The organism is Paenibacillus sp. UNC451MF (assembly GCF_000686845.1).
Classification (GTDB): Bacteria; Bacillota; Bacilli; order Paenibacillales; family NBRC-103111; genus Paenibacillus_S.
Window position 1 is genome coordinate 177,016 of the sequence record NZ_JMLS01000008.1, and the last position, 25,530, is coordinate 202,545.

Annotated in this window: 26 protein-coding genes and 1 other annotated feature; of the genes, 23 read left to right on the plus strand and 3 right to left on the minus strand. The window is 46.2% G+C overall.

What is annotated here, in order from left to right:
- Positions 1-8: 8 nt before the first annotated feature.
- The 10 genes from sigG (at position 9) to BP97_RS0111895 (ending at position 8,815) form a co-directional block, all read left to right on the plus strand.
- Complete coding sequence (gene sigG / locus BP97_RS0111850) at positions 9-791, plus strand: RNA polymerase sporulation sigma factor SigG (protein ID WP_028549293.1); 783 nt, start codon at positions 9-11, stop codon at positions 789-791.
- Positions 792-972: 181 nt separating this feature from the next.
- Positions 973-1,275 carry a YlmC/YmxH family sporulation protein gene (locus BP97_RS0111855; RefSeq protein WP_028549294.1) on the plus strand — a complete coding sequence of 101 codons (303 nt, stop codon included), beginning with the start codon at positions 973-975 and terminating at the stop codon, positions 1,273-1,275.
- A 176-nt stretch (positions 1,276-1,451) separates the two neighbouring features.
- Positions 1,452-2,309: a peptidoglycan editing factor PgeF gene (pgeF, locus tag BP97_RS0111860; protein ID WP_028549295.1), complete on the plus strand. Its 858-nt coding sequence runs from the start codon at positions 1,452-1,454 to the stop codon at positions 2,307-2,309.
- Positions 2,310-2,338: 29 nt separating this feature from the next.
- Positions 2,339-3,022, plus strand: a complete 684-nt coding sequence (locus tag BP97_RS0111865; RefSeq protein ID WP_028549296.1) for a YggS family pyridoxal phosphate-dependent enzyme — start codon at positions 2,339-2,341, stop codon at positions 3,020-3,022.
- A 97-nt stretch (positions 3,023-3,119) separates the two neighbouring features.
- Entirely contained in the window at positions 3,120-3,554 is a 435-nt protein-coding gene (locus BP97_RS0111870) for a cell division protein SepF (protein WP_028549297.1), read from the plus strand.
- A 20-nt stretch (positions 3,555-3,574) separates the two neighbouring features.
- Complete coding sequence (locus BP97_RS0111875) at positions 3,575-3,844, plus strand: YggT family protein (protein WP_028549298.1); 270 nt, start codon at positions 3,575-3,577, stop codon at positions 3,842-3,844.
- 9 nt (positions 3,845-3,853) lie between these two features.
- On the plus strand, positions 3,854-4,636 hold the full coding sequence (locus tag BP97_RS0111880; protein WP_028549299.1) for a YlmH family RNA-binding protein: 783 nt from the start codon (positions 3,854-3,856) through the stop codon (positions 4,634-4,636).
- 116 nt (positions 4,637-4,752) lie between these two features.
- Complete coding sequence (locus BP97_RS0111885; RefSeq protein ID WP_028549300.1) at positions 4,753-5,232, plus strand: DivIVA domain-containing protein; 480 nt, start codon at positions 4,753-4,755, stop codon at positions 5,230-5,232.
- Between the two features lie 84 nt (positions 5,233-5,316).
- Positions 5,317-5,572: a binding site (T-box leader), on the plus strand.
- A 71-nt stretch (positions 5,573-5,643) separates the two neighbouring features.
- Positions 5,644-8,418, plus strand: coding sequence for an isoleucine--tRNA ligase (gene ileS, locus BP97_RS0111890; protein ID WP_028549301.1), 2,775 nt, complete (start codon positions 5,644-5,646; stop codon positions 8,416-8,418).
- 76 nt (positions 8,419-8,494) lie between these two features.
- Positions 8,495-8,815 (plus strand): DUF5665 domain-containing protein, encoded by a 321-nt coding sequence (locus BP97_RS0111895; protein ID WP_156043198.1) that lies wholly within the window; start codon positions 8,495-8,497, stop codon positions 8,813-8,815.
- Here BP97_RS0111895 and BP97_RS0111900 read toward each other — a convergent pair.
- Complete coding sequence (locus BP97_RS0111900) at positions 8,812-9,570, minus strand: TraR/DksA C4-type zinc finger protein (protein WP_028549303.1); 759 nt, start codon at positions 9,568-9,570, stop codon at positions 8,812-8,814. The two genes, BP97_RS0111895 and BP97_RS0111900, sit on opposite strands and share 4 nt — an antisense overlap.
- Positions 9,571-9,677: 107 nt before the next feature.
- Here BP97_RS0111900 and lspA point away from each other — a divergent pair, with 107 nt between their 5' ends.
- From lspA to BP97_RS0111925, 5 genes are all read left to right on the plus strand, one after another.
- Entirely contained in the window at positions 9,678-10,169 is a 492-nt protein-coding gene (gene lspA, locus BP97_RS0111905; protein WP_028549304.1) for a signal peptidase II, read from the plus strand.
- A gap of 5 nt (positions 10,170-10,174) precedes the next feature.
- Complete coding sequence (locus BP97_RS0111910) at positions 10,175-11,122, plus strand: RluA family pseudouridine synthase (protein WP_051620522.1); 948 nt, start codon at positions 10,175-10,177, stop codon at positions 11,120-11,122.
- A 14-nt stretch (positions 11,123-11,136) separates the two neighbouring features.
- Positions 11,137-12,291 (plus strand): aminotransferase A, encoded by a 1,155-nt coding sequence (locus tag BP97_RS0111915; RefSeq protein ID WP_028549306.1) that lies wholly within the window; start codon positions 11,137-11,139, stop codon positions 12,289-12,291.
- Between the two features lie 176 nt (positions 12,292-12,467).
- Entirely contained in the window at positions 12,468-12,890 is a 423-nt protein-coding gene (locus BP97_RS0111920) for an SRPBCC family protein (protein ID WP_028549307.1), read from the plus strand.
- Positions 12,887-13,270, plus strand: a complete 384-nt coding sequence (locus BP97_RS0111925) for an ArsR/SmtB family transcription factor (protein WP_028549308.1) — start codon at positions 12,887-12,889, stop codon at positions 13,268-13,270. Before BP97_RS0111920 ends, BP97_RS0111925 begins: the two co-directional genes overlap by 4 nt.
- A 76-nt stretch (positions 13,271-13,346) precedes the next feature.
- Here the strand turns inward: BP97_RS0111925 and BP97_RS0111935 are convergent, their stop codons facing one another.
- Positions 13,347-14,507: an N-acetyldiaminopimelate deacetylase gene (locus tag BP97_RS0111935; protein ID WP_036745753.1), complete on the minus strand. Its 1,161-nt coding sequence runs from the start codon at positions 14,505-14,507 to the stop codon at positions 13,347-13,349.
- An 86-nt stretch (positions 14,508-14,593) separates the two neighbouring features.
- Positions 14,594-15,304, minus strand: coding sequence for a 2,3,4,5-tetrahydropyridine-2,6-dicarboxylate N-acetyltransferase (gene dapD / locus BP97_RS0111940; protein ID WP_028549310.1), 711 nt, complete (start codon positions 15,302-15,304; stop codon positions 14,594-14,596).
- A 398-nt stretch (positions 15,305-15,702) separates the two neighbouring features.
- On the opposite strand from dapD, the gene pyrR reads away from it, so the two are divergent.
- From pyrR to BP97_RS38790, 8 genes are all read left to right on the plus strand, one after another.
- A complete protein-coding gene (pyrR, locus tag BP97_RS0111945) occupies positions 15,703-16,239 on the plus strand; it encodes a bifunctional pyr operon transcriptional regulator/uracil phosphoribosyltransferase PyrR (RefSeq protein ID WP_036745774.1) in 537 nt (178 codons plus the stop codon).
- Positions 16,236-17,144 carry an aspartate carbamoyltransferase catalytic subunit gene (locus tag BP97_RS0111950; protein WP_028549312.1) on the plus strand — a complete coding sequence of 303 codons (909 nt, stop codon included), beginning with the start codon at positions 16,236-16,238 and terminating at the stop codon, positions 17,142-17,144. The genes pyrR and BP97_RS0111950 overlap by 4 nt, the downstream gene beginning before the upstream one ends.
- A 92-nt stretch (positions 17,145-17,236) precedes the next feature.
- Complete coding sequence (locus BP97_RS0111955) at positions 17,237-18,523, plus strand: dihydroorotase (RefSeq protein WP_028549313.1); 1,287 nt, start codon at positions 17,237-17,239, stop codon at positions 18,521-18,523.
- 93 nt (positions 18,524-18,616) lie between these two features.
- On the plus strand, positions 18,617-19,804 hold the full coding sequence (locus BP97_RS0111960) for a carbamoyl phosphate synthase small subunit (protein WP_028549314.1): 1,188 nt from the start codon (positions 18,617-18,619) through the stop codon (positions 19,802-19,804).
- Positions 19,791-23,006 (plus strand): carbamoyl-phosphate synthase large subunit, encoded by a 3,216-nt coding sequence (gene carB, locus BP97_RS0111965; protein ID WP_028549315.1) that lies wholly within the window; start codon positions 19,791-19,793, stop codon positions 23,004-23,006. The genes BP97_RS0111960 and carB overlap by 14 nt, the downstream gene beginning before the upstream one ends.
- 141 nt (positions 23,007-23,147) lie before the next feature.
- Positions 23,148-23,840 carry an orotidine-5'-phosphate decarboxylase gene (pyrF, locus tag BP97_RS0111970; RefSeq protein ID WP_036745775.1) on the plus strand — a complete coding sequence of 231 codons (693 nt, stop codon included), beginning with the start codon at positions 23,148-23,150 and terminating at the stop codon, positions 23,838-23,840.
- A gap of 42 nt (positions 23,841-23,882) precedes the next feature.
- Positions 23,883-24,545, plus strand: coding sequence for an orotate phosphoribosyltransferase (gene pyrE, locus BP97_RS0111975; protein WP_028549317.1), 663 nt, complete (start codon positions 23,883-23,885; stop codon positions 24,543-24,545).
- 170 nt (positions 24,546-24,715) lie between these two features.
- Positions 24,716-25,504, plus strand: coding sequence for a DL-endopeptidase inhibitor IseA family protein (locus BP97_RS38790; RefSeq protein WP_028549318.1), 789 nt, complete (start codon positions 24,716-24,718; stop codon positions 25,502-25,504).
- Positions 25,505-25,530 lie beyond the last annotated feature (26 nt).

Consider the following 25,530-nt stretch of genomic DNA (forward strand, 5'->3'; position numbering starts at 1 on the left):
TAATCACGGTGACCCGAAACAAAGTCGAGATTTGCGGTGTCGATACTGCAAAGCTACCTGTTTTGACCAACGCGGAAATGCGTGAATTATTCGTTCAACTGCAAACAAATAATGAACGAGCTGCAAGAGAGAAATTGGTAAACGGCAATTTGCGGTTGGTGCTTAGCGTCATTCAACGGTTTAACAATCGTGGTGAATATGTGGATGATCTGTTTCAAGTAGGCTGTATCGGACTGATGAAGGCAATTGATAACTTTGATCTAAGCCAAAATGTAAAATTCTCAACGTATGCCGTACCGATGATCATTGGTGAAATCCGCCGCTATTTACGTGACAACAACCCGATTCGTGTATCGCGTTCTCTGCGTGACATTGCATATAAGGCGCTGCAGGTCCGTGACAGCTTGACGAATCAAAACTCGCGAGAACCAACAATTTATGAAATTTCCGAAGCGCTTAATGTGCCGAAGGAAGATGTAGTATTTGCATTGGATGCCATCCAGGACCCGGTATCGTTGTTTGAACCGATCTATCATGACGGCGGAGATCCTATTTATGTGATGGACCAAATTAGCGATGACCGCAATAAAGATATTTCTTGGATTGAAGGTATTGCCTTACGGGAAGCGATGCGTAAGCTCAATGACCGTGAAAAAATGATTTTGTCCATGCGTTTTTTCGATGGAAAAACCCAGATGGAAGTAGCCGATGAAATCGGCATTTCTCAAGCACAGGTATCCCGTCTTGAAAAGTCGGCGATATCTCAAATGCAAAAGCATGTTAAAAACTAACCCGCGCCCCATCGCGCGATGACCTAAAAGATTAGACCGACTCGTTCAAGCTGTGAGAGTGGGTCTTTTTTTCATGAAGATGGACATTTTGCCCAAGTCTCACATATAGTATCTATAAGAGGCAGGTAAAGCGAGGGTTTCCTTTTGTTAAGAATCCATGAGAATACGTGGTGGTTGCAGCGTGAAAATATCAGATTTTCAAACCAAGGACGTAATCAATATTGTGGACGGTAAGAAGCTCGGTCAAATAAGCGACTTGGAGCTGGATCTCCGGCAAGGAAGGATCGAGTCTATCGTTGTTCCGAGCAGCGGCCGATTATTCGGGTGGTTCGGAGGTTCCACAGATGTCGTCATTCCATGGAAGAACATTGTGAAAATTGGGATGGATGTCGTGCTGGTGAAGCTGGATGATGTTCGGAGCTATCGGCAGCAGGATGAAGTGGAGACGACGACGTACGAGTACAATCGGCAGTATCGAGGGTAAGCATCAAGTGTCCCGGTGAAGGCACACGAACGAGAGCATTCCGCAGGTTTGCGGTATTGTTCATCGGTAAGTGTGCTGTTTTGTCGTTGTAATTGTTTTGAGGTTTTATTCCATTTTCGTGTATACTGGTAGGGAGAGTTTGGGAATCGGAATCGAGGACGAAGGGAGTTGCAGGGATGGAACCATTTGTGCTGCAAAAAGTGGAAAACGGATGCGAGCTATTTTTTATAAAGCATTGGATGGATCAGGCCATAGGCTTAACGGTAGGGTTTACTTCCCGCCTCGGTGGAGTAAGTAAGAAAGAGTTCGGCTCTCTGAATTGCGGACTGCATGTTATGGATGTGCCTGAGGATGTAATCAAAAACCGTTCTCGATTGGCGGAAGCCTTAAATATGAAGCTCGAAGATTGCACTTATGCCGAGCAGGTTCATGGGAATGAGGTTCAGGTTGTAACAAGACAGCTTGCGGGTGCAGGCGTGGACTCAAGAGAGGGTGCGATACAAGCTAAAGATGCTTTTATTACGAATGAACCCGGTCTCTTTCTTCATGCACTATTCGCAGATTGTGTGCCGCTATTATTTTTTGATCCGGTGCAACGGGCAGTCGGTTTGGCGCATGCCGGCTGGAAAGGAACGGTATTGCAAATTGCCCGTAAAACATTAGAAGCAATGGAATCCCAATACGGTACGAAAGCGGCAGATGTTCTTGCAGCAATCGGTCCCTCCATCCATTCATGCTGCTACGAAGTGGATGAAAATGTCATATCACAAATCGTTCAGACGATGGACGAGTTAGGAATTGAAAATAAAAACGACGATAAATCGGCCTGGATATATGAAAATAAAGATAACGGGAAATATAACTTAAGCTTGCAACAAATGAACCGACAAATTATGATAAAAGCAGGAATTTTGCCGTCTCATATCGAAATAAGTAGTTTATGCACGAGTTGTCGCACCGATCTCTTCTTTTCTCACCGTAAGGAAGGCGGGAAAACAGGCAGAATGGCTGCGTGGATTGGGTTGCATGAATAGGCGGATAGAAATTGAGGTGACTTCACGTTTTGCAATTGACGCAAACTATACCATATGTAGAAGACAGAATAGCCAAATCTTGCGTCCGCGCCGGACGTGATCGTAATGAGGTTCATATTATTGCGGTAACCAAATATGTATCATTGGAAACCACAGGGCAGGTACTCCAGCAAGGGCTTCATCATATCGGAGAAAATCGGTGGCAGGATGCCCAGGCAAAATGGGAAGCGTTCGGAAATCAAGGAACATGGCATTTCATTGGTCATCTGCAAACCAACAAGGTGAAGGATGTCTTGGGCAAATTCGCTTATATTCATTCGTTGGACAGGCTCTCGCTTGCCAAGGAAGTGGATAAGAAGGCGGGTGCTATGGGGATTACCGCACAATGCTTTATCCAATTGAATGTTTCTGGGGAAGAGACGAAGTACGGATTGCCGCCTGAAGAGCTCCATTCATTTATCGAAGAGATTCGAGGAATGGAAAACATTCGTATTGTGGGTCTCATGACTATGGCCCCGTATGAAGCAGAACCTGAGGCGACTCGTCCTGTATTCAGACGACTTAAGGAATTAAGGGATGAGTTGAACCGAGAGGGAGCACTTGGCTACGAGGTACCGCATTTGTCTATGGGGATGTCTAACGATTTTGAGGTTGCTATCGAAGAAGGAGCAACTTGGGTTCGTTTGGGATCTGTATTGGTGGGTAAAGAATAGCAGAGCCATGCATGCGAAGAAAGTTTCATAAACGTGGAACTTATTAATTGCTTTCGAAGTTAGTTTCACTAGAGTGAAACTTGAAGGAGGAGAGGACATGAGCGTCATGAACAAATTCATGAACTTCTTGGGACTACAGGATGAAGAAGAAGTAGTAGAGCGTGAGCGGGTTGTGGAGCAGCAACCGGAAGAACCTGAAACCAATCCGACTGAGCAACGTAGAAATAAGAATAACGTCGTGAGTATACATTCGCAAAAGAATGTTAGAGTGATGCTTACCGAACCCAAATCTTATGAGGACACTCAGGAGATCGCTGATCATCTGCGGTCCCGCCGTCCGGTTGTCGTCAATTTGCATTTGGTTCGGCCTGATCAGGCGACTCGTATCGTAGACTTTATTAGCGGTACGGTGTATGCGCTCAACGGCTCGATATCCAAGATCGGACCAAACATTTTTTTGTGTACGCCGGATACGGTTGAAATTCACGGCTCCATCTCGGAAATACTGGGTCATGAAGGGTACTCACAATAACTGAAAACGGGGTGAACAGCTTGTATTCCACAATTGACGGATACATTTACACGCTCATAGAAATTTATACATATATGCTGATCGCCTATGTGCTGCTTTCTTGGCTTCCTAGTGCAAGAGAAAGCTTTGTCGGTGAAATTTTAGGCAAGCTATGCGAGCCATACTTGTCTATCTTTAGACGATTTATTCCCCCGATTGGCGGAATGATCGACATTTCACCGATTATCGCTTTGATTGCACTTCGATTCATAGGCGAAGGCATTCGTGCAATTGTGAACTTTTTTGTATAGGTGATGGCTTTGAATGTAGACCAAATTTATTCTCACTTCCACCCTGATGAGCATCGTTTCGTTGATAAGGCTACCGAATGGGTTGAGCGGGCTCAACAGCACACGGTGAAGCTTACGGATTTCTTGGATCCAAGACAGGCGTTCATTCTATCCACATTGGTTAACCGCACTACGGATGTGCAGGTGCGATTCGATGGGGGGCATGAACATTCTGAGCGGCGGCGGGCACTGGTTGCACCCGATTATAGGATGCTTGACGAAGAGGATATGAGGGTCAGCTTAATCTCAGTGACGGCCTTGGATGATAAGCTGAAGGAACTGGATCACAGTGACTATATGGGCTCTATATTGGCTCTGGGCATTAAAAGGGACAAAATCGGAGATATTCACGTTTCGGATTCGGGCTGTCATTTTCTTGTGGCAGCCGAAGTTGCGGATTATATGCGTCTCAATCTTCAGCAGGTGCACCGGGTTCATGTTCAAACGGAGCTCTTGCCTATAGAGCAGCTGCAAGCAGCAGATACGAAGCTTATAGAAGTCGGCTTGTCTGTCGCATCCTTACGACTGGATGGCATTGTAAGTGATGTGTATCATTTAAGCCGGGCAAAAATATTAGTCCCAATCAAGGCGGGCCGGTGTAAAGTGAATTGGAAGCAGGAAGAAGATCCGAGCAAGCCGCTCAAGGCAGGCGACGTCGTTTCCCTGCAAGGGTTCGGAAGGTTTAAAGTATTGGAAGTCGAAGGATTAACCAAAAAAGGCAGATTTCGCGTTAAAATCGGCAAATATGTATAGATTGCCGATTTTTTTTATGGAGAATGAAGGAAATTGCAGCCTACTGTCGAATATAGCAATACGCGTCTGACATAGAACAATTTCGGGATGTTGCAGAATATTCAGGAGGTGCAGCAATGGCGTTAACACCGTTGGATATACATAATAAAGAATTTGGCCGTTCTTTCCGCGGTTACGATGAAGACCAAGTCAATGAATTTTTGGATCAAGTAATTAAAGATTATGAAGCGCTTATTCGTGAAAATAAGGATTTGCAAAACCAACTGGCGACTATTCAAGAGAGACTGGATCATTTCTCCAACATCGAGGAGACGTTGAGTAAAACGATCATTATAGCTCAGGAAGCCGCTGATGAGGTTAAATCCAATTCTAAAAAGGAAGCGCAGTTGATTATAAAAGAAGCGGAAAAAAACGCGGATCGTATTATCAACGAATCTTTGTCAAAATCCCGAAAAATAGCAGTGGAGATCGAGGAACTGAAAAAGCAGGCTTCCATTTACCGCACTCGTTTCCGCACATTGCTTGAAGCTCAGCTGGAGCTGCTCGGCAAGGAAGACTGGAGCTCTTTGGAACGAATGGAGATCGAGCATACATAGTCTGCGTGGATAGTACGACGTACGAGTTAGTTGACTCTGACTTATATTTTCGTTATACTCCGTTATGAGCAAAATTAAATGACAGCAAAAACGATGACTGGGACGAGTACTTTACGTATGCGCGATCAGCGAGTCGGGATATTGGTGGGAGCCCGGCCTCTGCAGTGAAGGAATATCACCCATGAGCGTCTCTTGAATTCTGAGTAAAGCAGATCGGGTGATTCCGTTATAGATCAATGAGTGAAGGCTATGAAGCAGTCGGAAATAAGGGGAACCTTATTTCAATGATTGTCAACATGGTCTTAATCAGGGTGGTACCGCGAGACTCCTCGTCCCTATGGGATGAGGGTCTTTTTTTGTTGGAATGGAGAGCCACACCAAGTTATTTTGACGAAGGGATTGAATGTTACAATGGATTATGGAAAAACATTAAACCTATTGCAAACGGAGTTTCCGATGCGCGGTAATCTGCCTCAAGCCGAGCCCAAAATGCTGGAGCATTGGAATGAGATGGACATTTATCGGATGGTTCAAGAGAGCCGTAAAGGAAAGCCTAAGTTTATTTTGCATGATGGCCCTCCATATGCGAACGGGGACATCCATATCGGACATGCCATGAACAAAGTTTTGAAGGATATCATTGTCCGCTTTAAGACGATGCAGGGCTTTGACGCTCCTTATGTTCCAGGCTGGGATACGCATGGTTTGCCGATCGAGCAAGCGATTGCTAACGGAGGTAAAGTAGATCGTAAAAAAATGAGCGTTCACGAATTCCGTGAGTATTGCAAAGAGTACGCTCTTCAATGGGTAGAAAGACAAAAAAGCCAATTCAAACGCTTGGCGGTAAGGGCCGATTGGGACAACCCTTATATTACATTGCAACCTAAATACGAAGCTCAGCAAATTCGCGTCTTCGGGCAAATGGTGAACAAAGGATATATTTACAAAGGTCTGAAGCCGGTTTACTGGTCTCCATCCTCGGAGAGCGCATTAGCTGAAGCTGAGATTGAATACCAAGACAAACAGTCTACTTCCATTTATGTAGCGTTTCAAGTACAAGACGGCAAAGGCAAGCTTCCAGAGGATGCTTCCATTGTGATCTGGACGACTACTCCATGGACTCTGCCGGCGAACTTGGGCATCAGCTTGCACCCGGATTTTGACTATGCGATTGTACTCGCTGACGGCAAAAAATATGTGCTTGCATTGGGCCTAGTGGAAGCGGCATCCAAAGAAATCGGCTGGACGGATGTTCAAGTGCTCTCTCAGATTAAAGGCAGTGAGTTGGAGCATGTGCTGTGCAAGCATCCTTTCTACGACCGCACTTCACTTGTTATGGTTGGGGAGCACGTTACACTTGATGCAGGTACGGGATGTGTACATACGGCTCCGGGACACGGGGAAGACGACTTCGCGATCGGTCAGCGCTACAACCTAGGTGTGTTGTGTCCTGTAGATGATCAAGGTCATTTTACGGCTGAAGCTCCTGGCTTTGAGGGCATGTTCTATGAGAAAGGCGGCAAGCTTATTACCGAGATGCTGAAAGAATCCGGGCATTTGCTTCATATGACCACGATTCAGCATCAATACCCGCATGACTGGCGGACCAAGAAGCCGGTTATTTACCGTGCTACGGAGCAATGGTTTGCTTCGGTGGATAAATTCCGTCAAGAAATGCTGGATGAAATCAAGCGGATTAAATGGACTCCGAATTGGGGCGAGGTTCGCCTTCATAATATGATTGCTGATCGTGGAGATTGGTGTATTTCACGTCAACGGGTATGGGGAGTTCCGATTCCGATCTTTTATTGCCGCAGCTGTAACGAGCCGATTGTCAACAACGAAACGATCGAGCACGTTGCACAAATTTTCGAGAAGGACGGCTCCAACGCTTGGTTCCAACTCGATGAGAAAGAGCTGCTGCCTAGCGGCACGGTATGTCCGAAGTGTGGGCATGATCATTTCCGTAAAGAAACCGATATTATGGATGTTTGGTTCGACTCTGGCTCCAGCCATGTAGCGGTTCTTGAAACACGCGATGAGCTGCAATGGCCAGCAGACTTGTACCTTGAAGGTTCAGATCAATATCGCGGCTGGTACAACTCTTCCCTTATTACAGGTGTTGCAGTAAAAGGGCAAGCGCCGTATAAAGGTATTTTGAGCCATGGCTTTACGCTTGATGGAGAAGGCCGTAAAATGTCCAAGTCGCTTGGTAATACCGTTGATCCTAACAAGGTTTGTGAGAAGCTTGGCGCTGATATTTTGCGCTTGTGGGTATCCTCCGTCGATTATCAATCGGATGTTCGGATTTCCGATAATATTTTGAATCAAATTACGGAGGTATATCGTAAAGTCCGTAACACGCTGCGCTTCTTGCTTGGCAATCTTTATGACTATAACCCAAGCACCGATCGCGTAGCTGTGGAAAATATGAATGAGCTTGATCGTTTTGCCGTAATCCGCTTAAATAGAATGATTGAGCGAGTCACTAAGGCTTATGATTCATATGATTTCCATGTTGTGTACCAAACCGTTCATCATTTCTGCGCAGTGGAGATGAGCGCGTTTTATCTCGACATTATCAAAGATCGGTTATATGCCAGCGCCCCAAGTGATGCAGGTCGCAAAGCGGCGCAAACCGTATTATATGATGCTTTGACGGCAATAACTAAATTGATTGCGCCTATTTTGCCCCATACTTCAGATGAAGTTTGGAAGTACATCCCTGGCGTTGAGCTGGCAAGCGTGCAATTGAGCGAACTTCCTGAAGTGAATAAAGCTTTGTTCAACGAGGCTATGGAAAGCAAGTGGGAGCAGTTCATTGGAATCCGTGATGATGTGTTAAAATCGTTGGAAGAGGCGCGTAAGGAGAAAGTGATCGGGAATTCCTTAGGAGCTGCTGTACACTTGTACCCTGATGCTGAGACCCATAAGCTGCTTCAAGGCTTCGCGCAATTGGATCAATTGTTCATTGTCTCTGCTGTTAAATTGCATGAGCCTAACGAACAGGCGCCTGAAGGTGCGCATTCCTTTAAAGGTCTTTCCGTTCAAGTCATTGTGGCTGAGCGAGATAAATGTGAGCGCTGCTGGATTGTTACGCCTGAGGTTGGTCACGATGAGGAGCATTCGACTCTATGCAAAAGATGTGCCAGTGTTATTAAGCTAACTACTGGAACCGGAGCTTAACCATAGTAGAGCACTCCGGCAGAAGATTAAAAATCCTTTTGCCGGGCCGCTCATTATGAGGATTAGGGGGAGCAGGATGGTCGATCAAAATAAGCTAAACGATAGTAAGGCTCTTGAAAGTATTCAAAAACAATTGAATCACTTGGCAAATAAAATGGAACAAACGCAAATTGCCGATTATGTCCAACTGTTAAATAGTCCTAGAAAATTAATTTTCGCGAATTTATTATCTGGTATTTCCCGTGGCGTCGGCATCGCAATTGGTTTTACGATATTTGCTACGACTATCCTGTACTTTCTAAAAATGTTAGGTGCGTTGAACTTACCGATTATCGGCGATTATATCGCGGATATCGTCCAACATGTGCAGTATCAGCTGGAAGGACGGGGCTATTAATAATATCCATCGTCCGAAGCATCCTGTTCAGGCTCAAGCAGACCTTCGCCTTCACCGTTATTCATATAATCTTGATAGGCCCTGTTCCTGACGACTGTGACATGCTGACCGTACATATCCGTAGCTAAAAAGCTCTCAAAGGATTCAACGTAACCAACATGCTCGTCGGCTTCGATTTCCATGTCATTATAATTATCAGAAACATTAGGATCTTCAGCCATTGCTGGTGTATTGGATGTACCCCAGCTTTCGACGATTTGCCAGGCATCTTCTCCGTCGAATTGATTTTGCTCGGAATGCTCATCCAAGCTTGTCCGACCAAAAGGCGGTTCAAGAAATTGTTCTTCTACAGGACGATGGTCTTCTGAATCGCAAGGATCGGGAACGTGCTCAACGCAGTATAATGTGGTTGGAATGGCTTGTAGTCGTTCGAAAGAAATGGGTGCTCCACAAGCATCGCAAAAGCCATAACGGCCGTTATCTATTCGTTGTAGTGCTTCCTTAACATCTGTAAGATGGCGTTCCCGGTTTTCGTTCAATGCGATGTCCTTGCTTCGTTCGAACAATTCTGAACCCAAATCGGCGGGGTGATTGTCATTAGTAGACAGCTCTCCTGTTTGATTTCTCAGCGATTCATTCAGACCGAAATGTTCGTTTGCTTGCCAATGATCCTCAAGCCACTGCTTCTCTTCCTGCAGAGTATGTTTAATTTCTTGCAGCTGCTGAGAATTCAATGTGTTCGGGTGATCCGGCATAGGGCCGCCTCCTTTAAGAAATTGCGTTGCTTCTATTTTTAACGGTTCTTGAGCTTTTTACATAGGAAAATCATTGTATTACAGGAAGCGAATAAGGAGATGAAACATTGATTTATTACATCTACGCATTAATTGTGCTTCTTTTGGACCAAGCAACCAAATGGGTTATTGTAAATAAGCTGCTGCTAGGTGAGTCCAGGTCGGTTATCGGCGAGTTTTTTCAAATTACTTCCCATCGCAATCGCGGCGCTGCGTTCGGCATTTTGCAAAACCAGAGATGGTTCTTTATCGTAATCACCTTGGTGGTTGCTGCTGCCGTTATCTGGTATTTGCAAAAGACACGCAAGGAAGGACGCAAGCTGTTGCCATTTGCTCTGAGTTTACTGCTCGGAGGGGCACTCGGTAACTTTATCGACCGCGCTCTGTTCGGTGAAGTGGTAGACTTTTTGCAATTCCGTTTTCAATTCAATTGGTTCGGATCCCATGTAGACTATACCTATCCGATCTTTAATATTGCGGATTCAGCCATTGTTGTCGGGGTGGCACTGATTTTCATTGATTCACTAATCAGCTGGAATAAAGAAAGGAGAGGCGCATAAACAACATGACAGTTTCGGATCAAGAACAACTGGAGCAAACGATGGAATGGATCGTAGGAGCTGAAGAGCGTGGCGAACGGGTTGATAAATTTATCACCGAATCATTAGAAGAAGACGTATCCCGTACGCAGGTGCAGCAATGGATTAAAGAAGGGCATCTCACAGTCAATGGAGGCCAGATAAAGGCGAATTACAAGCTAGCAGAAGGTGACCGTCTGTTTCTTACTATTCCTGAACCGGAGGAATTAAACCTTGAGCCTGAAGCAATTCCGCTTGAGGTTGTATACGAAGACTCCGATGTTATCGTTGTGAACAAATCTAGAGGTCTTGTCGTTCATCCTGCTCCCGGGCACTATTCCGGCACTCTGGTTAATGCGCTAATGTATCACTGCAAGGACTTATCCGGTATTAATGGAGTCATGAGACCAGGGATCGTCCACCGAATTGATAAAGATACTTCAGGTCTTCTGATGGCAGCCAAAAATGATTTGGCGCATGTTTCATTAGCCGCTCAGTTGAAAGAGCATTCCGTTAATCGAAAATATTTGGCCGTTGTACACGGTAATGTAGCTCATGATCATGGTACGATAGACGCTCCAATCGGAAGAGACCCGCACGACCGGAAGCTCTATACGGTAACTGAAAAAAACAGCAAGCATGCAGTGACTCATTTTGTCGTGCTGGAGCGATTCGGCGATTTCACTTTGATGGAGCTAAAGCTGGAGACCGGCCGTACCCATCAAATTCGGGTCCACATGAAATTTATCGGACATCCTTTGGCCGGAGATCCGGCATACGGACCTGCAAGAAGCCAGCATGTTACCATCGAGGGACAAGCGCTGCATGCGGCTGTTCTTGGCTTTGTGCATCCACGGACGGGCGAGCATTTACAGTTTGAAGCAGAGCTGCCTGAAGATATGCAGCACTTGCTGCATGTGTTAAAAAATCGATAAGGACGGACTGAAGCATGGAACATTTGATTAATCCCAAAGTAAAAGACATCCAAATATCAGGTATCCGTAAAATATCCAATCTGGTTAGCACTTATAAGGATGCTGTAACCTTGACGATCGGGCAGCCGGATTTTCCGACTCCAGATCATATTATGAAGGCTGCCAAGGCGGCTATCGATGCTCATAAGACAACCTATACGCCTAACCCCGGTATGTTGGAGCTTCGACAAGCGGTAGCTCAATTTGTGGATCATAAGTACGGGTTGAAATATCGTCCGGAAACGGAAGTGATCGTAACGACGGGCGCTAGCCAAGCGCTCGATATTACACTTCGCACCATTCTGGAAGCGGGCAGTGAGGTTATTTTACCCGGACCTATCTATCCGGGGTATGAGCCACTAGTACGCTTGTGCGGTGGCGAGCCTGTGTATGTCGACACACGTGCCAATGGATTCAAGCTTACCGCAGACCTTTTGGAGCCGCATATTACGGAGAAAACGCGCTGCATCATTCTGTGCTACCCTTCGAACCCTACGGGTCGAGTGTTGAACCCACAGGAGCTGGCGGATATTGCGCGGCTGCTTGAGGACAAATCTATTTTTGTCATTTCAGATGAAATCTACAGTGAGCTTATTTATGATCAGCCGCATACTTCTCTTGCATCGTTTCAGGCAATGCGTGAGAAGACGATTGTCATCAACGGTTTGTCAAAGTCACATTCCATGACCGGTTGGCGAATTGGTTTCACCTTTGCACCAGAATATTTGTCGCAGCACATGGTCAAAGTACACCAGTACAATGTCACTTGTGCGAGCTCTATCAGTCAGTATGCTGCATTAGAAGCATTGACTAATGGGATCGATGATGCACTTCCAATGAAGGAAGCTTATATTGAACGTCGTGATTTCGTGTATGACCGTCTAGTCCAAATGGGCTTTGAGCTGGATAAGCCGGAAGGGGCGTTTTATTTATTCCCGTCGATTGAACGTTTCAAGCTGAGTTCAATGGATTTCACGATGAAGCTGCTGGATGAACAGAAAGTAGCCGTCGTTCCGGGCGATGCCTTTTCTATTTATGGAGAAGGGTACATTCGAATTTCTTATGCGTATGGTATGGATTTGCTTGAAAAAGCTATGGATCGCTTGGAGACCTTTGTTAAGAAGCTGTAAGTGAATATGAACACGGAAGGACCGAGAAACCAAGTTTCCTCGGTTCTTTTTATTTAAGAGAATATGAAAGCCTTAGTCACGGGCAAAATAAGGTTGTTGACATGAAACCATTTGGTTTCATATAATATAAAATGAAACCAAATGGTTTCGCAAATAAGTTGTTGGAGGAATTATAAATGAGCCAGAATACACTTCCTGATATTCGTCAAACGTTAACATTGAATGCACCTATTCAAAAAGTATGGGACGCTGTTGCAACAGCCGATGGCATCGCAGCTTGGTTTATGCCTAATAATTTTCAGCCTATTGAAGGCTATGAGTTTCATTTGAACGCTGGTCCTTTTGGAGATTCACCTTGTAAAGTAACTGAGCTTGATCCTCCAAACCGACTTTCTTTCCAATGGGGAAAAGACTGGACACTTACATTTGAATTAATTGATAAGGGTAGTAAAACGGAATTCACTTTAATTCATTCCGGATGGGATGCTGACAAAGTGACTGAATTCGACCAACCACATACAGCTGTTAGAGACAACATGTCCCGTGGTTGGGAAGGAATCCAGAAGAAACTGGCAGCTTATGTTGAAGGAGCGCAATGAGCTCCTCCACTCAAAAGCACGATGTTTTTCAAGCCATAGCGGATCCCACTCGACGCAAGCTGCTTAAGCTGCTGGTTGATGAGGAAATGCCGGTTACAGTCATTAGCGGTCATTTTCCAATGAGCAGAACGGCCGTTTCCAAGCACCTGCGGATTTTATCAGATGCAGGTCTTGTGAAGGAAAGAAAGGTCGGCCGCGAAACTAGGTATCGTTTGGATACAGAACCGCTTCAGGAACTAAAGAGGTGGTTAAGCTTCTATGAACGCTATTGGGAAAATAAAATGGCTGCTCTGAAGCGTTACGTGGAGACGGATGAAGGACAAGGCGGAACAGTTCCGCTAGAATGGTTGGAGAATAAGAAGATTTCGGAAGAAGAATAATGCGTTATATACAGAAGCTCCTTCGCCTGCTTTATGAGGTCGAAGGAGCTTTACTTGTTGGTAGCTTCGGATTTGCTTAGCTGCCCGATTCCGATTTCCATTCCACATAGCTGCTGATCGTTTGGATGGCAAGATCGATGGCTTGCTCGTTCGGTTCGATTTTAGCGTGATGAAGTCCGTATGGAGTATCCACGCCAAGCCAGAACATGAATCCAGGGATGTTTTCGAGGAAATAACCGAAGTCTTCTCCGGTCATTGCTTCTGTACATTCAATTAACTGCATGTCGCTGTGGTTGCGAACCCAATTCATGAATTCTACCGTAACGTCTGCATGATTGAATACTTGGCGATAATTAGCACCGTAGTCAATATTGACTTTGCAATTATAAGAAGTCTCCATACCCGCTGTTAAAGCTTCGATGCGTGATTTTATTAATGTCATCGTTTCAGCGGATAAAGTACGTATCGTGCCTTCCAGGCGAGCTTTTTCGGCAATAATGTTTTGCTTTGTGCCACCGTCGATTTTCCCGATAGTAATAACGGCAGAATCCAGGGGATTCACATTGCGGGATATAATCGATTGCAGCTGGGATACAAGCTGACACGCCGTAATGACCATATCGTTAGACAGATGTGGATAGGCTGCATGCCCGCCTTTACCGATCAAGTCAATGAACAGCTCAGAGGTGTTGGCGAACAAAATTCCCGGTCTTGTCGCAATGGTTCCTACGGGATATTCGGGAGCGACATGTAGCGCGATAATCTGATCCGGCATCCAGTCTTGAAGTTCTTCGCTCTCGAGCATAGGCTTTGCTCCGCCGGGTCCTTCTTCCGCAGGTTGAAAAATAAAGGTAATATCGTCACGTATCGGATTGTTGACAAAATGGGTGAGAACCCCCAAACCGATAGACATATGGACATCATGACCGCATGCGTGCATATAGCCTTCATGGGTGGATCGGAATTCATAGCTTGTGTCCTCAACGATGGGCAAGCCGTCCATATCTGCACGATAGCCGAAACGGCGGGCAGGAGCCGTACCTTTGACATTCACCAGAATGCCGGTGCGCCAAGTACGGATTTCATAGCGATCTTCAGGAAGGGTTTTGATGTAATCAAGTAAGTACTGTTGAGTTTTGAACTCCGCGAAGCCAGCCTCAGGGATTTGATGGAGCTCTCTGCGAATGGCTACAAAAGGGCTTGGATTGTCGACAATGCTTTTGCTAGATGCAGTCATGAGAAACGGCCTCCTTAGTTATTTGTGTACCATGATAAACAAAAAGCCCGGCGAGAATCGCCGAGCCCTTTGCCAGGCACATTGGTTTACAGCGTGCGCAGGTCTTGCAAAATTTCGGTTTTGGACTTGGTTTTAGCGTCAACGGTTTTGATTACGCGAGCAGGAGCTCCAGCAACGACCGTGTTCTCAGGTACATCAACAGTAACAACCGCTCCAGCCGCAACGACAGAGCCTTTACCTATACGTACGCCTTCAAGGATAACGGCATTAGCACCTACAAGTACATCATCTTCGATGACAACCGGTTGAGCAGAAGGAGGCTCAATAACGCCAGCTACAACAGAACCTGCACCGATATGGCACATTGCGCCGATTTTAGCGCGTCCGCCAACAACAACGTTCATGTCGATCATAGTACCTGCACCGATGGAAGCGCCGATGTTGATGGAAGCGCCCATCATGATGATAGCATTATCGCCGATTGCCACTTTATCACGGATAATAGCGCCTGGCTCGATACGAGCGTTGATGTTTTTCAGATCAAGCATAGGAATCGCCGAGTTACGACGGTCGTTCTCTACAACATAATCTTCAATTTTCGCCTGGTTCTCGTCGATAACGCGTTTTACTTCTGTCCATTCGCCGAACAGAACACCGCTTTTACCGGAGATGAAGGATTGGATGCTAGCTCCAAAATCGATGGATTCCAAATCGCCCTTCACATATACTTTCACTGGGGTTTTTTTCGTGCTGGTTTTAATAAAATTAATAACTTCATCTGTGTTCATTTCTAACATGCTAATTCCAACTCCTTATGTAAAATAACGTGCGCCGGATCGATATCAGACACAACGAAATCATTCCTTTCCTTTATAGCATAAATGAGATGTTCTAGCAATGTATCTGTCGACATACATCGACAGTTGCTATTGACAGAGACAGTTGATCATGAGATAATACTCCCAACTGAATAGCACCTTTAATCTCAGTCCCGAGAGGCTGGCAAGGTGAACGAATGGAATAAACGGTAACTAGGACAGTTCCGTAGTCTGCGCGTACAGACTCCGTATGTCCTTGGCCGCTTATATCCTTGTGTCCGCAAACCTTGCCTAATAAGCAAGGTTTTTTGTTTTGCCAATCACTTACTGAAACCAGGAGGTCGAAGACCTTGGCGCAAGAAGCGGAGCATGTGTTAATGGACGAGACGGGAATGCGCCGCGCGTTAACCCGGATCGCTCATGAAATATTAGAGAGAAATAAAGGCTTCGAGAATTGTATGTTAATCGGAGTCCGAACCCGAGGCATTTATCTGGCAAGAAGAATTGCCGAACGCATCATGGAAATCGAGAACGTACCCGTGCCTATTGGTGAGATCGATGTAACCCGATATCGGGATGACCGATCCGGCAGATTCGAACGGGCTGTTAACAGCAGTGATGCAGAAGCAGCGGGAATGGACATTCATAATAAAAAGTTGATCCTGTTCGATGATGTGCTCTTCACTGGAAGAACAGTAAGAGCGGCAATGGATGCTTTAATGGATCTGGGAAGGCCGCAGATGATTCAATTGGCTGTTCTTGTGGATCGAGGCCATCGCGAATTACCGATCCGACCTGATTACGTTGGAAAGAACATCCCGACCTCACGACTCGAATCCATCGAGGTACTATTGAATGAAGTGGATGGCACAGATCAAGTTGTAATTACCCAGCATAGGAGGCAAAACGGATGACACAGTTGAAGGTTGCATCAGAGAGACATTTGTTAGGCACCAAAGGGATGAGTGCCGAAGAAATCACTTCGATATTGGATCGCGCCGCATATTGGGAGCAGTACCCGGTGAAGCTGGCGAATCACATGCAAGGCCGTTTTGTAGCCAACATGTTTTTTGAAAATAGCACGAGAACCCGGTTCTCGTTTGAAGTTGCTGAGAAGCGACTGGGAGCCGAAGTCTTGAACTTCGCGGCAGCCGTCTCTAGCGTTCAAAAAGGGGAATCGATTTACGATACCGTCAAAACACTTGAGTCCATGGGCATTGATGCGGGAGTCATCCGGATGAAGCCGAACGGCCTGCTCGCTGAGCTGGCTGAGAAAATCAAAGTGCCGCTGATCAATGCAGGCGACGGCAGCAATGAGCACCCGACCCAAGCTTTACTTGATCTTTTCACGATGCGCAAGCACTTCGGTCATCTCAAAGGATTGAATGTATCGATCATCGGAGATATACAGCACAGCCGCGTTGCACGCTCGAACCTGTGGGCGCTGCAAGCAATGGGAGCTAAAGTGAGTCTGTGTGCGCCACCGAGCATGCAAGCTCCGGAGTTGGCTGCACATGCACCGTACATTACGATGGAAGAAGCAATTAAAGCGGATGTGGTCATGATGCTGAGAGTTCAGCTGGAGCGTCATGAGGAGAGCACATTCAAATCGACGGAAGATTACCGTGAAGCTTACGGATTGACTGTTAAGAGAGAAGCTACGATGGCACCTCATGCGATCATTATGCATCCGGCTCCGGTAAATAGGAATGTAGAGATCGATGATGAGCTGGTGGAATGCGAGCGATCGAAGATTTTTACCCAAATGGGTCATGGAGTACCTATCCGTATGGCAGTTATCGAGAGAGCATTAAGCTAATCGCTGAGGACTTGCCGGCTTGCTATCACTCATGTGAATGAATCCAATTGCTGGACACACTATAGGTAATAACGAACTACTGGGAGGGCATTATGGGAATCTGGATCTTAAACGCTCAAGTCGTTGCTTCCGGCAACGAGCTGACGAAACAACATATCTTAGTAGAAGGCAATGTGATCGAAAAGATCGTAGACGCGGCAAAAGAACAGCCGGATACGGCAGGACACACGGTAATTGATGCGGCCGGGAAGCTGGTGACACCTGGATTAATCGATATGCACGTTCACTTGCGCGAACCAGGGTTTGAACATAAAGAAACCATTGCTACAGGTACTCGCTCCGCGGCTAGAGGAGGCTACACAACGATTGCTTGTATGCCGAATACACGGCCGGTTATCGATACAGTCGAAACGGTTAAATACGTGCTGGACAAGGCTGCAACGGAAGGCGTTGTTCGAGTGCTGCCTTACGGCTGCATTACGAAAAATGAGCTCGGTCGCGAGCTGACGGATTTTGACGCTTTGAAAGAAGCTGGAGTCATCGGGTACACGGACGACGGTGTGGGCGTACAAAGCGCTCAAATGATGAAGGATGCAATGGCTAAGGCAGCTTCAATTGGAATGCCGGTTATCGCACACTGTGAGGATAACACCTTGGTGGAAGGCGCTTGGGTAAGCGAAGGCGCATTTTCCAAAAAGCATGGATTGAAAGGAATTCCTAACGAATCGGAAGCTATCCATGTCGGCCGTGATGTGCTGCTGGCGGAAGCAACTGGCGTTCATTATCATGTTTGTCACGTGAGCACGGAGCAATCAGTTCGCCTAATTCGTCACGCGAAGCAGTTCGGTATTAAAGTGACCGCGGAAGTGTGTCCGCATCACTTGCTGCTATCCGATGAAGACATCCCGGGTATGGATGCCAACTGGAAGATGAATCCTCCACTGCGCACACCGAGAGACGTTCAAGCATGTATCGAAGGCTTGCTGGATGGCACGATCGATATTATCGTAACGGACCATGCTCCCCACAGCGAAGAGGAAAAAGCACGTGGCGTTGATCTGGCACCGTTCGGTATCGTAGGATTCGAGACGGCTTTCCCGCTCTTGTATACTAAATTTGTCGCTACAGGGCAATGGACACTGCAGTTCCTGGTTGAGAAAATGACATCCCTTCCAGCGCAAGTGTTCGGATTACCACTCGGAACTCTTGAAGTCGGTAAAGAAGCGGATATCGCAATCATTGATCTGGATGCAGAAAAAGAGGTTAATCCGGAAGAGTTCGCATCCAAAGGTCGCAATACACCGTTCACAGGATGGAAGCTTAAAGGCTGGCCGACATTAACTATATTCGGCGGCAAAGTGGTTTGGTCTGAAGCGTAGATTCTCGATCAGAGATGCTACCAAAGTACTTAAGTAATTCATCGTTCATTTTTAACATATAGGATTCTTTACACTGAGAAGGAGTTGAAGACGATGCAGGCAAGATTGGTATTGGAAGACGGTACGATTTTTACCGGTAAAGCATTTGGTAGTGAAGGCGAATCGACAGGTGAGGTCGTTTTTAATACAGGGATTACAGGATATCAAGAGGTTCTTTCGGACCCATCATATTGCGGACAAATCGTAACGATGACTTATCCGCTTATCGGAAACTACGGGATTACACGGGATGATTTCGAGTCCATTCGCCCGTTCGTTCACGGCTTTGTTGTGCGCGAGCATGAAACAGTTCCAAGTAACTGGAGAGCAGAGTACTCGGTTGACAGCTTGCTGAAGGAGTACGGCATTCTTGGAATCAGCGGTGTAGATACACGGATGCTGACTCGTCTTATCCGCCACCACGGGGTAATGAAAGGCTTGCTTACAACTTCCAATAAATCGGCTGCCGAGCTGCTGGAGCAATTGAAGGCAACTCCGCTGATGACAGATCAAGTAGCTCGTGTTTCAACGAAGAGCGTATTCGGCTGCCCAGGCTCCAAAGAGCGCGTTGTAGTTGTTGATTTCGGTGCGAAAAGCGGGATTATTCGCGATCTGACGAGCCGCGGCTGCGACGTAGTTGTAGTACCTCAAGACGCTACAGCGGATCAAATCCGTCGCTTGGCTCCAGACGGCATTATGCTGTCCAACGGCCCTGGGGACCCGAAAGATGTGCCACATGCTGCAAAAATGATTTCCGAAATTCTCGGAGAGTTCCCTATCTTCGGAATTTGCTTGGGACACCAACTGCTTGCACTTGCGTGTGGTGCAGATACAGAAAAGCTTAAGTTCGGTCACCGCGGTGGTAACCACCCTGTAAAAGATCTTAAGACTAACCGCTGCTACATTACATCACAAAACCACGGTTATACGGTTAAAGAAGAGTCCATCGCTAACACAGAGTTGGAAGTTACACATATTAACAACAATGACCACACTATCGAAGGCTTAAAACATAAGAAGCATGCGGCGTTCTCGGTGCAATACCATCCGGAAGCGGCACCGGGTCCTTACGACTCCAGCTACTTGTTCGATGACTTCGTTCAAATGATTCGTGACTTCAAAACATCGAAGCCGCAATTGCCAAGACAAGCGCAAATTTCGGCAGCTTCCAAGCTTGGCGCTCAACCTGCGGGCTCCGCTGCCCCTGCATCGAAAGGAGAATTGCACTATGCCAAAAAATAATAGCTTGAAAAAAATACTCGTTATCGGTTCAGGTCCAATCGTTATCGGTCAAGCGGCTGAGTTTGACTATGCTGGTACACAGGCTTGCCAGGCCTTGAAAGAAGAAGGAATGGAGGTCGTATTGATCAACAGCAACCCGGCTACGATCATGACCGACACAAATATGGCGGATAAAGTGTATATCGAGCCAATTACACTTGATTTCGTAACACAAATTATTCGTCAAGAACGTCCTGATGGTTTGCTGCCTACGCTTGGCGGCCAAACAGGCTTGAACATGGCGGTTGAGTTAGCGCGTGCAGGAGTATTGGAACGCGAAAATGTGAAACTGCTTGGTACGCAATTGACTGCAATCGAGAAAGCGGAAGACCGTGACTTGTTCCGTGACTTGATGAGAGAGCTGGAGCAGCCGGTTCCGGACAGCACGATCGTTACTACGATTCAAGAGGCTGTTGACTTTGCTAATGAGATCGGTTATCCGATTATCGTACGTCCTGCTTACACATTGGGTGGTACTGGCGGCGGTATCTGCGCAAACGAAGAGGAACTGCTGGAGACAGTAGCGTCCGGTATTCGTTACAGCCCAATCGGGCAGTGCTTGATCGAGAAGAGCATTGCAGGCATGAAAGAAGTCGAGTATGAGGTTATGCGTGATGCCAACGATAACTGTATCGTTGTTTGTAACATGGAAAACTTCGATCCGGTTGGCGTTCACACAGGAGACAGTATCGTTGTGGCACCTAGCCAAACGTTGTCCGACCGTGAATACCAAATGCTTCGTTCCGCTTCACTCAAAATTATTCGCGCCTTGAACATCGAGGGCGGATGTAACGTACAATTTGCGCTGGATCCATTCAGCTACCAATACTACGTCATTGAAGTTAACCCTCGTGTAAGCCGCTCTTCGGCTCTGGCTTCCAAAGCAACTGGTTATCCAATTGCTAAAATGGCTGCTAAAATCGCTATCGGTTACACATTGGATGAAATCATTAACCCGGTTACAGGCCAAACCTACGCTTGCTTTGAGCCTACACTGGATTACATCGTATCGAAAATTCCTCGCTGGCCTTTCGATAAATTTACTGCGGCGAACCGTAAGCTGGGTACGCAAATGAAAGCTACCGGAGAAGTTATGGCCATTGGCCGTACGTTCGAGGAATCGATCCATAAAGCGATCCGCTCGCTTGAAATCGGTGTTCACCGCCTGTACTTAAAAGAAACGGACTTATTAGATAAAGAAACGCTGGAAGCGCGTCTGATCAAACCGGATGACGAGCGCATGTTCTTAATCGCAGAAGCATACCGCCGCGGTTATACACTTCAGCAAATTCAAGATTTGACTAAGATTGACTGGTGGTTCCTTAGCAAGCTCGAAGGACTTATTCAATTCGAAGAGCAGCTGGCTCAACCTGAATTGACGCAAGAGCTGCTGTACGAAGCGAAGCGCAAAGGCTTCACAGATCGTGCCATTGCTGAAGTTCGCCGTAATGCGGATAAAGGATTAAACTTCACACAGGAAGCGGACATTCGCTCTTATCGCCTGAGCTTGAACCTGAAGCCGGTCTACAAAATGGTTGACACTTGCGCAGCTGAGTTTGAAGCTACGACTCCTTACTACTACTCGACTTATGAGACAGAAGATGAAGTGAAAGAAACAACTAAGGAAAAAGTAGTTGTTCTAGGCTCTGGTCCTATCCGTATCGGACAAGGTATCGAGTTTGACTACTCGACAGTACATGCGGTATGGGCAATTCAGGCTGCTGGCTATGAAGCTGTCATTATTAATAACAATCCTGAGACGGTTTCGACAGACTTTAATACATCCGACCGTCTGTACTTCGAGCCTCTGTTCTTCGAAGATGTCATGAACGTAATCGAGCGTGAAAAGCCGATCGGCGTTATCGTTCAATTCGGTGGACAAACTGCTATCAACTTGGCTGCTCCTTTGGCTAAAGCGGGCGTAAAAATCTTAGGAACCGATCTGGAAAACATCGATGCTGCCGAAGACCGCAAAAAGTTCGAAGCCCTTCTTCGCGGCTTGGACATTGCACAACCTCCTGGCGGTACTGTAACTTCGGTAGACCAAGCAGTAGGCATGGCTTCCAAGTTCGGTTACCCGGTACTCGTTCGTCCGTCCTACGTATTGGGTGGTCGCGCGATGGAAATCGTATATTCCGACGAAGATTTGCTGAGCTACATGGAATATGCCGTGAAAATCAATCCGGAGCATCCGGTACTGATTGACCGTTATATGCTGGGTAAAGAGGTAGAGGTTGACGCGATCTGCGATAAGGAAACCGTATTGATCCCAGGCATTATGGAGCATGTTGAGCGAGCAGGCGTTCACTCCGGCGACTCCATAGCAGTATATCCGCCGCAAACGATCTCTGAAGAGATCAAGCAGCAAATTATCGACATCACGACTAAAATTGCTAGAGGGCTTGAAGTAGTAGGTCTGGTTAACATCCAGTTCGTCATTTATCAAGACCAAGCTTATGTAATTGAAGTGAATCCGCGTTCTTCCAGAACGGTTCCTTTCTTGAGTAAAGTAACAAAAATTCCGATGGCTAACTTGGCAACACGCCTTATCATGGGTGAGAAGCTTGCTGATCTTGGTTACGAAACCGGATTGTGGCCTGAAGACGATTATGTATCTGTCAAAGTTCCTGTATTCTCATTTGCTAAACTACGCCGTGTAGATACGACGCTGGGACCTGAAATGAAGTCCACAGGTGAAGTTATGGGACGCGATCATACATTCGCAAAAGCTCTTTATAAAGGTTTGATTGGCTCCGGAATGAAAATTCCGCCGACAGGCGCAATCATTGCTACTGTAGCCGATAAAGATAAAGAGGAAGCAATTGAGATTTTGACTGGCTTCTATAATCTTGGCTATAAAATCGTCGCTACAGGCGGAACAGCTAAGGCTCTTGAAGAAGCAGGTCTGCATGTAACACATGTGAACAAGCTGAGCGAAGGTTCTCCAAACATTCTCGATTTGATTCGCAACGGTGAAGCCCACTTTGTCGTCAATACATTGACTAAAGGTAAAACGCCTGAGCGTGACGGATTCCGTATCCGCCGTGAAGCTGTTGAGAACGGAGTTGTCTGCATGACTTCACTCGATACGGTAAGAGCATTGTGGCATATGCTTGAAGCGATTAACTTCCAATCGAGACCGATGCCTGCTCACCACGCATAATAGATAACTAAATGATTAGCACAGTGGCCCGGGCGACATAGCGGGATGCTGTGCTAATCCCTTGATTAGGTGTTCACAGGCGCCAAAACCAATAGGGAGGCAAATGACGTGCCAGTACAAACGAATGTAGCGGAAAGAATTATGGTAGCGCTGGATTATCCTGGCGCGGCTGAAGCTCGGCAGCTGATCGAAGCTTTAAAAGGTATTCCATGTTATATGAAAGTGGGAATGCAGCTGTTTTATAGTGCAGGACCACAATTTGTAGCAAGCTTGAAGGAGCAGGGCTACAAAGTGTTTTTAGATGTAAAAATGCACGATATTCCTAATACGGTTAAAGGTGGATCCGAGAGTGTGACTCGCCTTGGAGTTGATATGTTCAACGTCCATGCTGCAGGAGGCAAACAAATGATGGAGGCGGCACTTGAGGGCGTGGATAAAGCGCTCAATGGTGGCACTAGCAAACCTATCGTCATCGGTGTAACCCAACTGACAAGCACCAGTCTAGCAGTGATGAACGAAGAGATTGGTATAGCGGGCAGCGTAGAAGAAGCCGTTATTCGTTATGCTCAACTGGCTCAAAGTGCAGGTTTGCATGGGGTTGTTGCTTCGCCGCTAGAAGTTACGAGGATTAAAGAGGCCTGCGGTACCGAATTCGTTACTGTGACTCCGGGCATTCGTCCTGCTGGAGCTGCTATAGGCGATCAATCGCGCGTAATGACTCCTGCAGAAGCTTTTGCACAAGGAACGGACTTCGTAGTTATTGGACGTCCGATAACAGCAGCAGAGGATCCTAGGAGCGCTCTGGAAGCGATCATTCAATCCGTTAGTCAATAGCAATCATTTCAACAAAACGCTAATAAAGGAGACTTGCCATATATGAGTACAAATACGATTAGAACCAATACATTATTAGCAGAACAGATAGCAGATGCTCTTCTCCGTATAAAAGCCGTTACCCTTCGTCCAAACCAGCCTTTCACTTGGGCTTCCGGTATGAAATCACCTATTTATTGCGACAACCGTTTAACGATTTCTTATCCTGAAATTCGTGAGCTGATCGCTGAAGGCTTTATCGCCTTAATACGTGAGAACTTCCCTGATGTTGAAGTGATCGCTGGAGCAGCGACAGGTGGTATTCCGCATGCGGCTTGGGTAGCTCAAAAGCTGAATCTTCCTATGGTATACGTTAGGGATAAAGCGAAAGGGCACGGAAAAGAGAATTTGATCGAAGGGGTTATCCGTCCAGGTCAAAAGACAGTCGTTATTGAAGACTTGATCTCTACCGGAGGCAGCTCGCTGAAAGTGGCACTTGCTGTAAATGAAGCAGGAGCGCATGCTCAGGGTGTGTTGGGGATTTTCTCTTATCAATTTGAAAAAGCGAATGAGGCGTTTGGAAGCGCAGGTATTCCTTTTGAAACATTGACGAACTATACGACCCTTGTTGATGTAGCGTTAAAACAAGGCAGCATTCAGCAGCAGGATATCGAACTGTTGAAAGCATGGCGCTTGAACCCAAGCGAATACGGTAAACAATCGTAGTCATAGCATTAGAAGTCAACCTTCACCCTTCTTTCTTTAAGAGAGGAGATTGAAGGTTTTTTGTTGTTGCCATAATACTTGTCAACATTTACAAACCGACGGTTGGTATTTATAATGAATGGTATAAATAGGAAAGTGGTTTATTATTAACACATTGAGGGAGGATGGCTATGTTTTCAAGCGACAAGTTGAAAGGTTTTTTATTAGGTACAGCGGTGGCAAGTATAGTACTTCTGTCAACATCCGCGTATGCAGGACCGGTTACCCAGACGATTTCAGCAGCCTACAGCAATATTAAGCTTTATGTAAATGGACAGCAAATCATACCAAAGGACTCCGATGGTGTTGTTGTAGAGCCTTTTATATACGATGGTACGACGTATTTGCCCGTAAGAGCGGTAGCTGAGGCATTGAAGCAGACGGTGAACTGGGATCAGGCATCTAACAGTATTTATATTGGCAGAGCACCCGAAGGAAATCACAAAGCGGAATATTTGTCGGATCAACAAGCTATGGAGCTATTATCCAAATCCAACAGAGCAATGAAGGTGAGCGGAGGAGGAACCATAGATGGGAAATCTTCCTGTCAATATGAGGCCATACCCAATGATCCATATTTCCGTAGTTATTCCTGTGGATTTAAGACGAAGAGTGATGTGAAGCAATATTTGGAGGAAGTGTTTACCCCGGCTTTTACAGCAAACTTTATGGAGCAGCTTAAGTTCATTGAGATCAACGGAAGATTAGCTCAACAGATTGCTGACGGAGGAACGATCTATGATTGGAGCCGTGCAGAAATTCAAGAAAAACAGCAAAAAGGGCTTACGGCAGAGGTTGAAGTTGCCGTACCTGTGAGCGAGGGATTCGAAGTTCCTGTTGATGGAGACAAGTCAATGATAAGTAAGCTTAATTACGAATATGTCCAAGGTCAAGGCTGGAGAATGTCTCATGCAAGATAATTGGGTAAGGTCTGGTTAAAATAAAA

Coding starts and splice junctions, on each gene's coding strand:
- pgeF (WP_028549295.1), top strand. CDS start 1,452: ATGGAACCATTTGTGCTGCAAAAAGTGGAAAACGGATGCGAGCTATTT.
- BP97_RS0111870 (WP_028549297.1), top strand. CDS start 3,120: ATGAGCGTCATGAACAAATTCATGAACTTCTTGGGACTACAGGATGAA.
- BP97_RS0111885 (WP_028549300.1), top strand. CDS start 4,753: ATGGCGTTAACACCGTTGGATATACATAATAAAGAATTTGGCCGTTCT.
- ileS (WP_028549301.1), top strand. CDS start 5,644: ATGGATTATGGAAAAACATTAAACCTATTGCAAACGGAGTTTCCGATG.
- BP97_RS0111895 (WP_156043198.1), top strand. CDS start 8,495: ATGGTCGATCAAAATAAGCTAAACGATAGTAAGGCTCTTGAAAGTATT.
- BP97_RS0111900 (WP_028549303.1), bottom strand. CDS start 9,570: ATGCCGGATCACCCGAACACATTGAATTCTCAGCAGCTGCAAGAAATT.
- BP97_RS0111910 (WP_051620522.1), top strand. CDS start 10,175: ATGACAGTTTCGGATCAAGAACAACTGGAGCAAACGATGGAATGGATC.
- BP97_RS0111915 (WP_028549306.1), top strand. CDS start 11,137: ATGGAACATTTGATTAATCCCAAAGTAAAAGACATCCAAATATCAGGT.
- BP97_RS0111920 (WP_028549307.1), top strand. CDS start 12,468: ATGAGCCAGAATACACTTCCTGATATTCGTCAAACGTTAACATTGAAT.
- BP97_RS0111925 (WP_028549308.1), top strand. CDS start 12,887: ATGAGCTCCTCCACTCAAAAGCACGATGTTTTTCAAGCCATAGCGGAT.
- BP97_RS0111935 (WP_036745753.1), bottom strand. CDS start 14,507: ATGACTGCATCTAGCAAAAGCATTGTCGACAATCCAAGCCCTTTTGTA.
- dapD (WP_028549310.1), bottom strand. CDS start 15,304: ATGTTAGAAATGAACACAGATGAAGTTATTAATTTTATTAAAACCAGC.
- pyrR (WP_036745774.1), top strand. CDS start 15,703: ATGGACGAGACGGGAATGCGCCGCGCGTTAACCCGGATCGCTCATGAA.
- BP97_RS0111950 (WP_028549312.1), top strand. CDS start 16,236: ATGACACAGTTGAAGGTTGCATCAGAGAGACATTTGTTAGGCACCAAA.
- BP97_RS0111955 (WP_028549313.1), top strand. CDS start 17,237: ATGGGAATCTGGATCTTAAACGCTCAAGTCGTTGCTTCCGGCAACGAG.
- BP97_RS0111960 (WP_028549314.1), top strand. CDS start 18,617: ATGCAGGCAAGATTGGTATTGGAAGACGGTACGATTTTTACCGGTAAA.
- carB (WP_028549315.1), top strand. CDS start 19,791: ATGCCAAAAAATAATAGCTTGAAAAAAATACTCGTTATCGGTTCAGGT.
- pyrF (WP_036745775.1), top strand. CDS start 23,148: ATGGTAGCGCTGGATTATCCTGGCGCGGCTGAAGCTCGGCAGCTGATC.
- pyrE (WP_028549317.1), top strand. CDS start 23,883: ATGAGTACAAATACGATTAGAACCAATACATTATTAGCAGAACAGATA.
- BP97_RS38790 (WP_028549318.1), top strand. CDS start 24,716: ATGTTTTCAAGCGACAAGTTGAAAGGTTTTTTATTAGGTACAGCGGTG.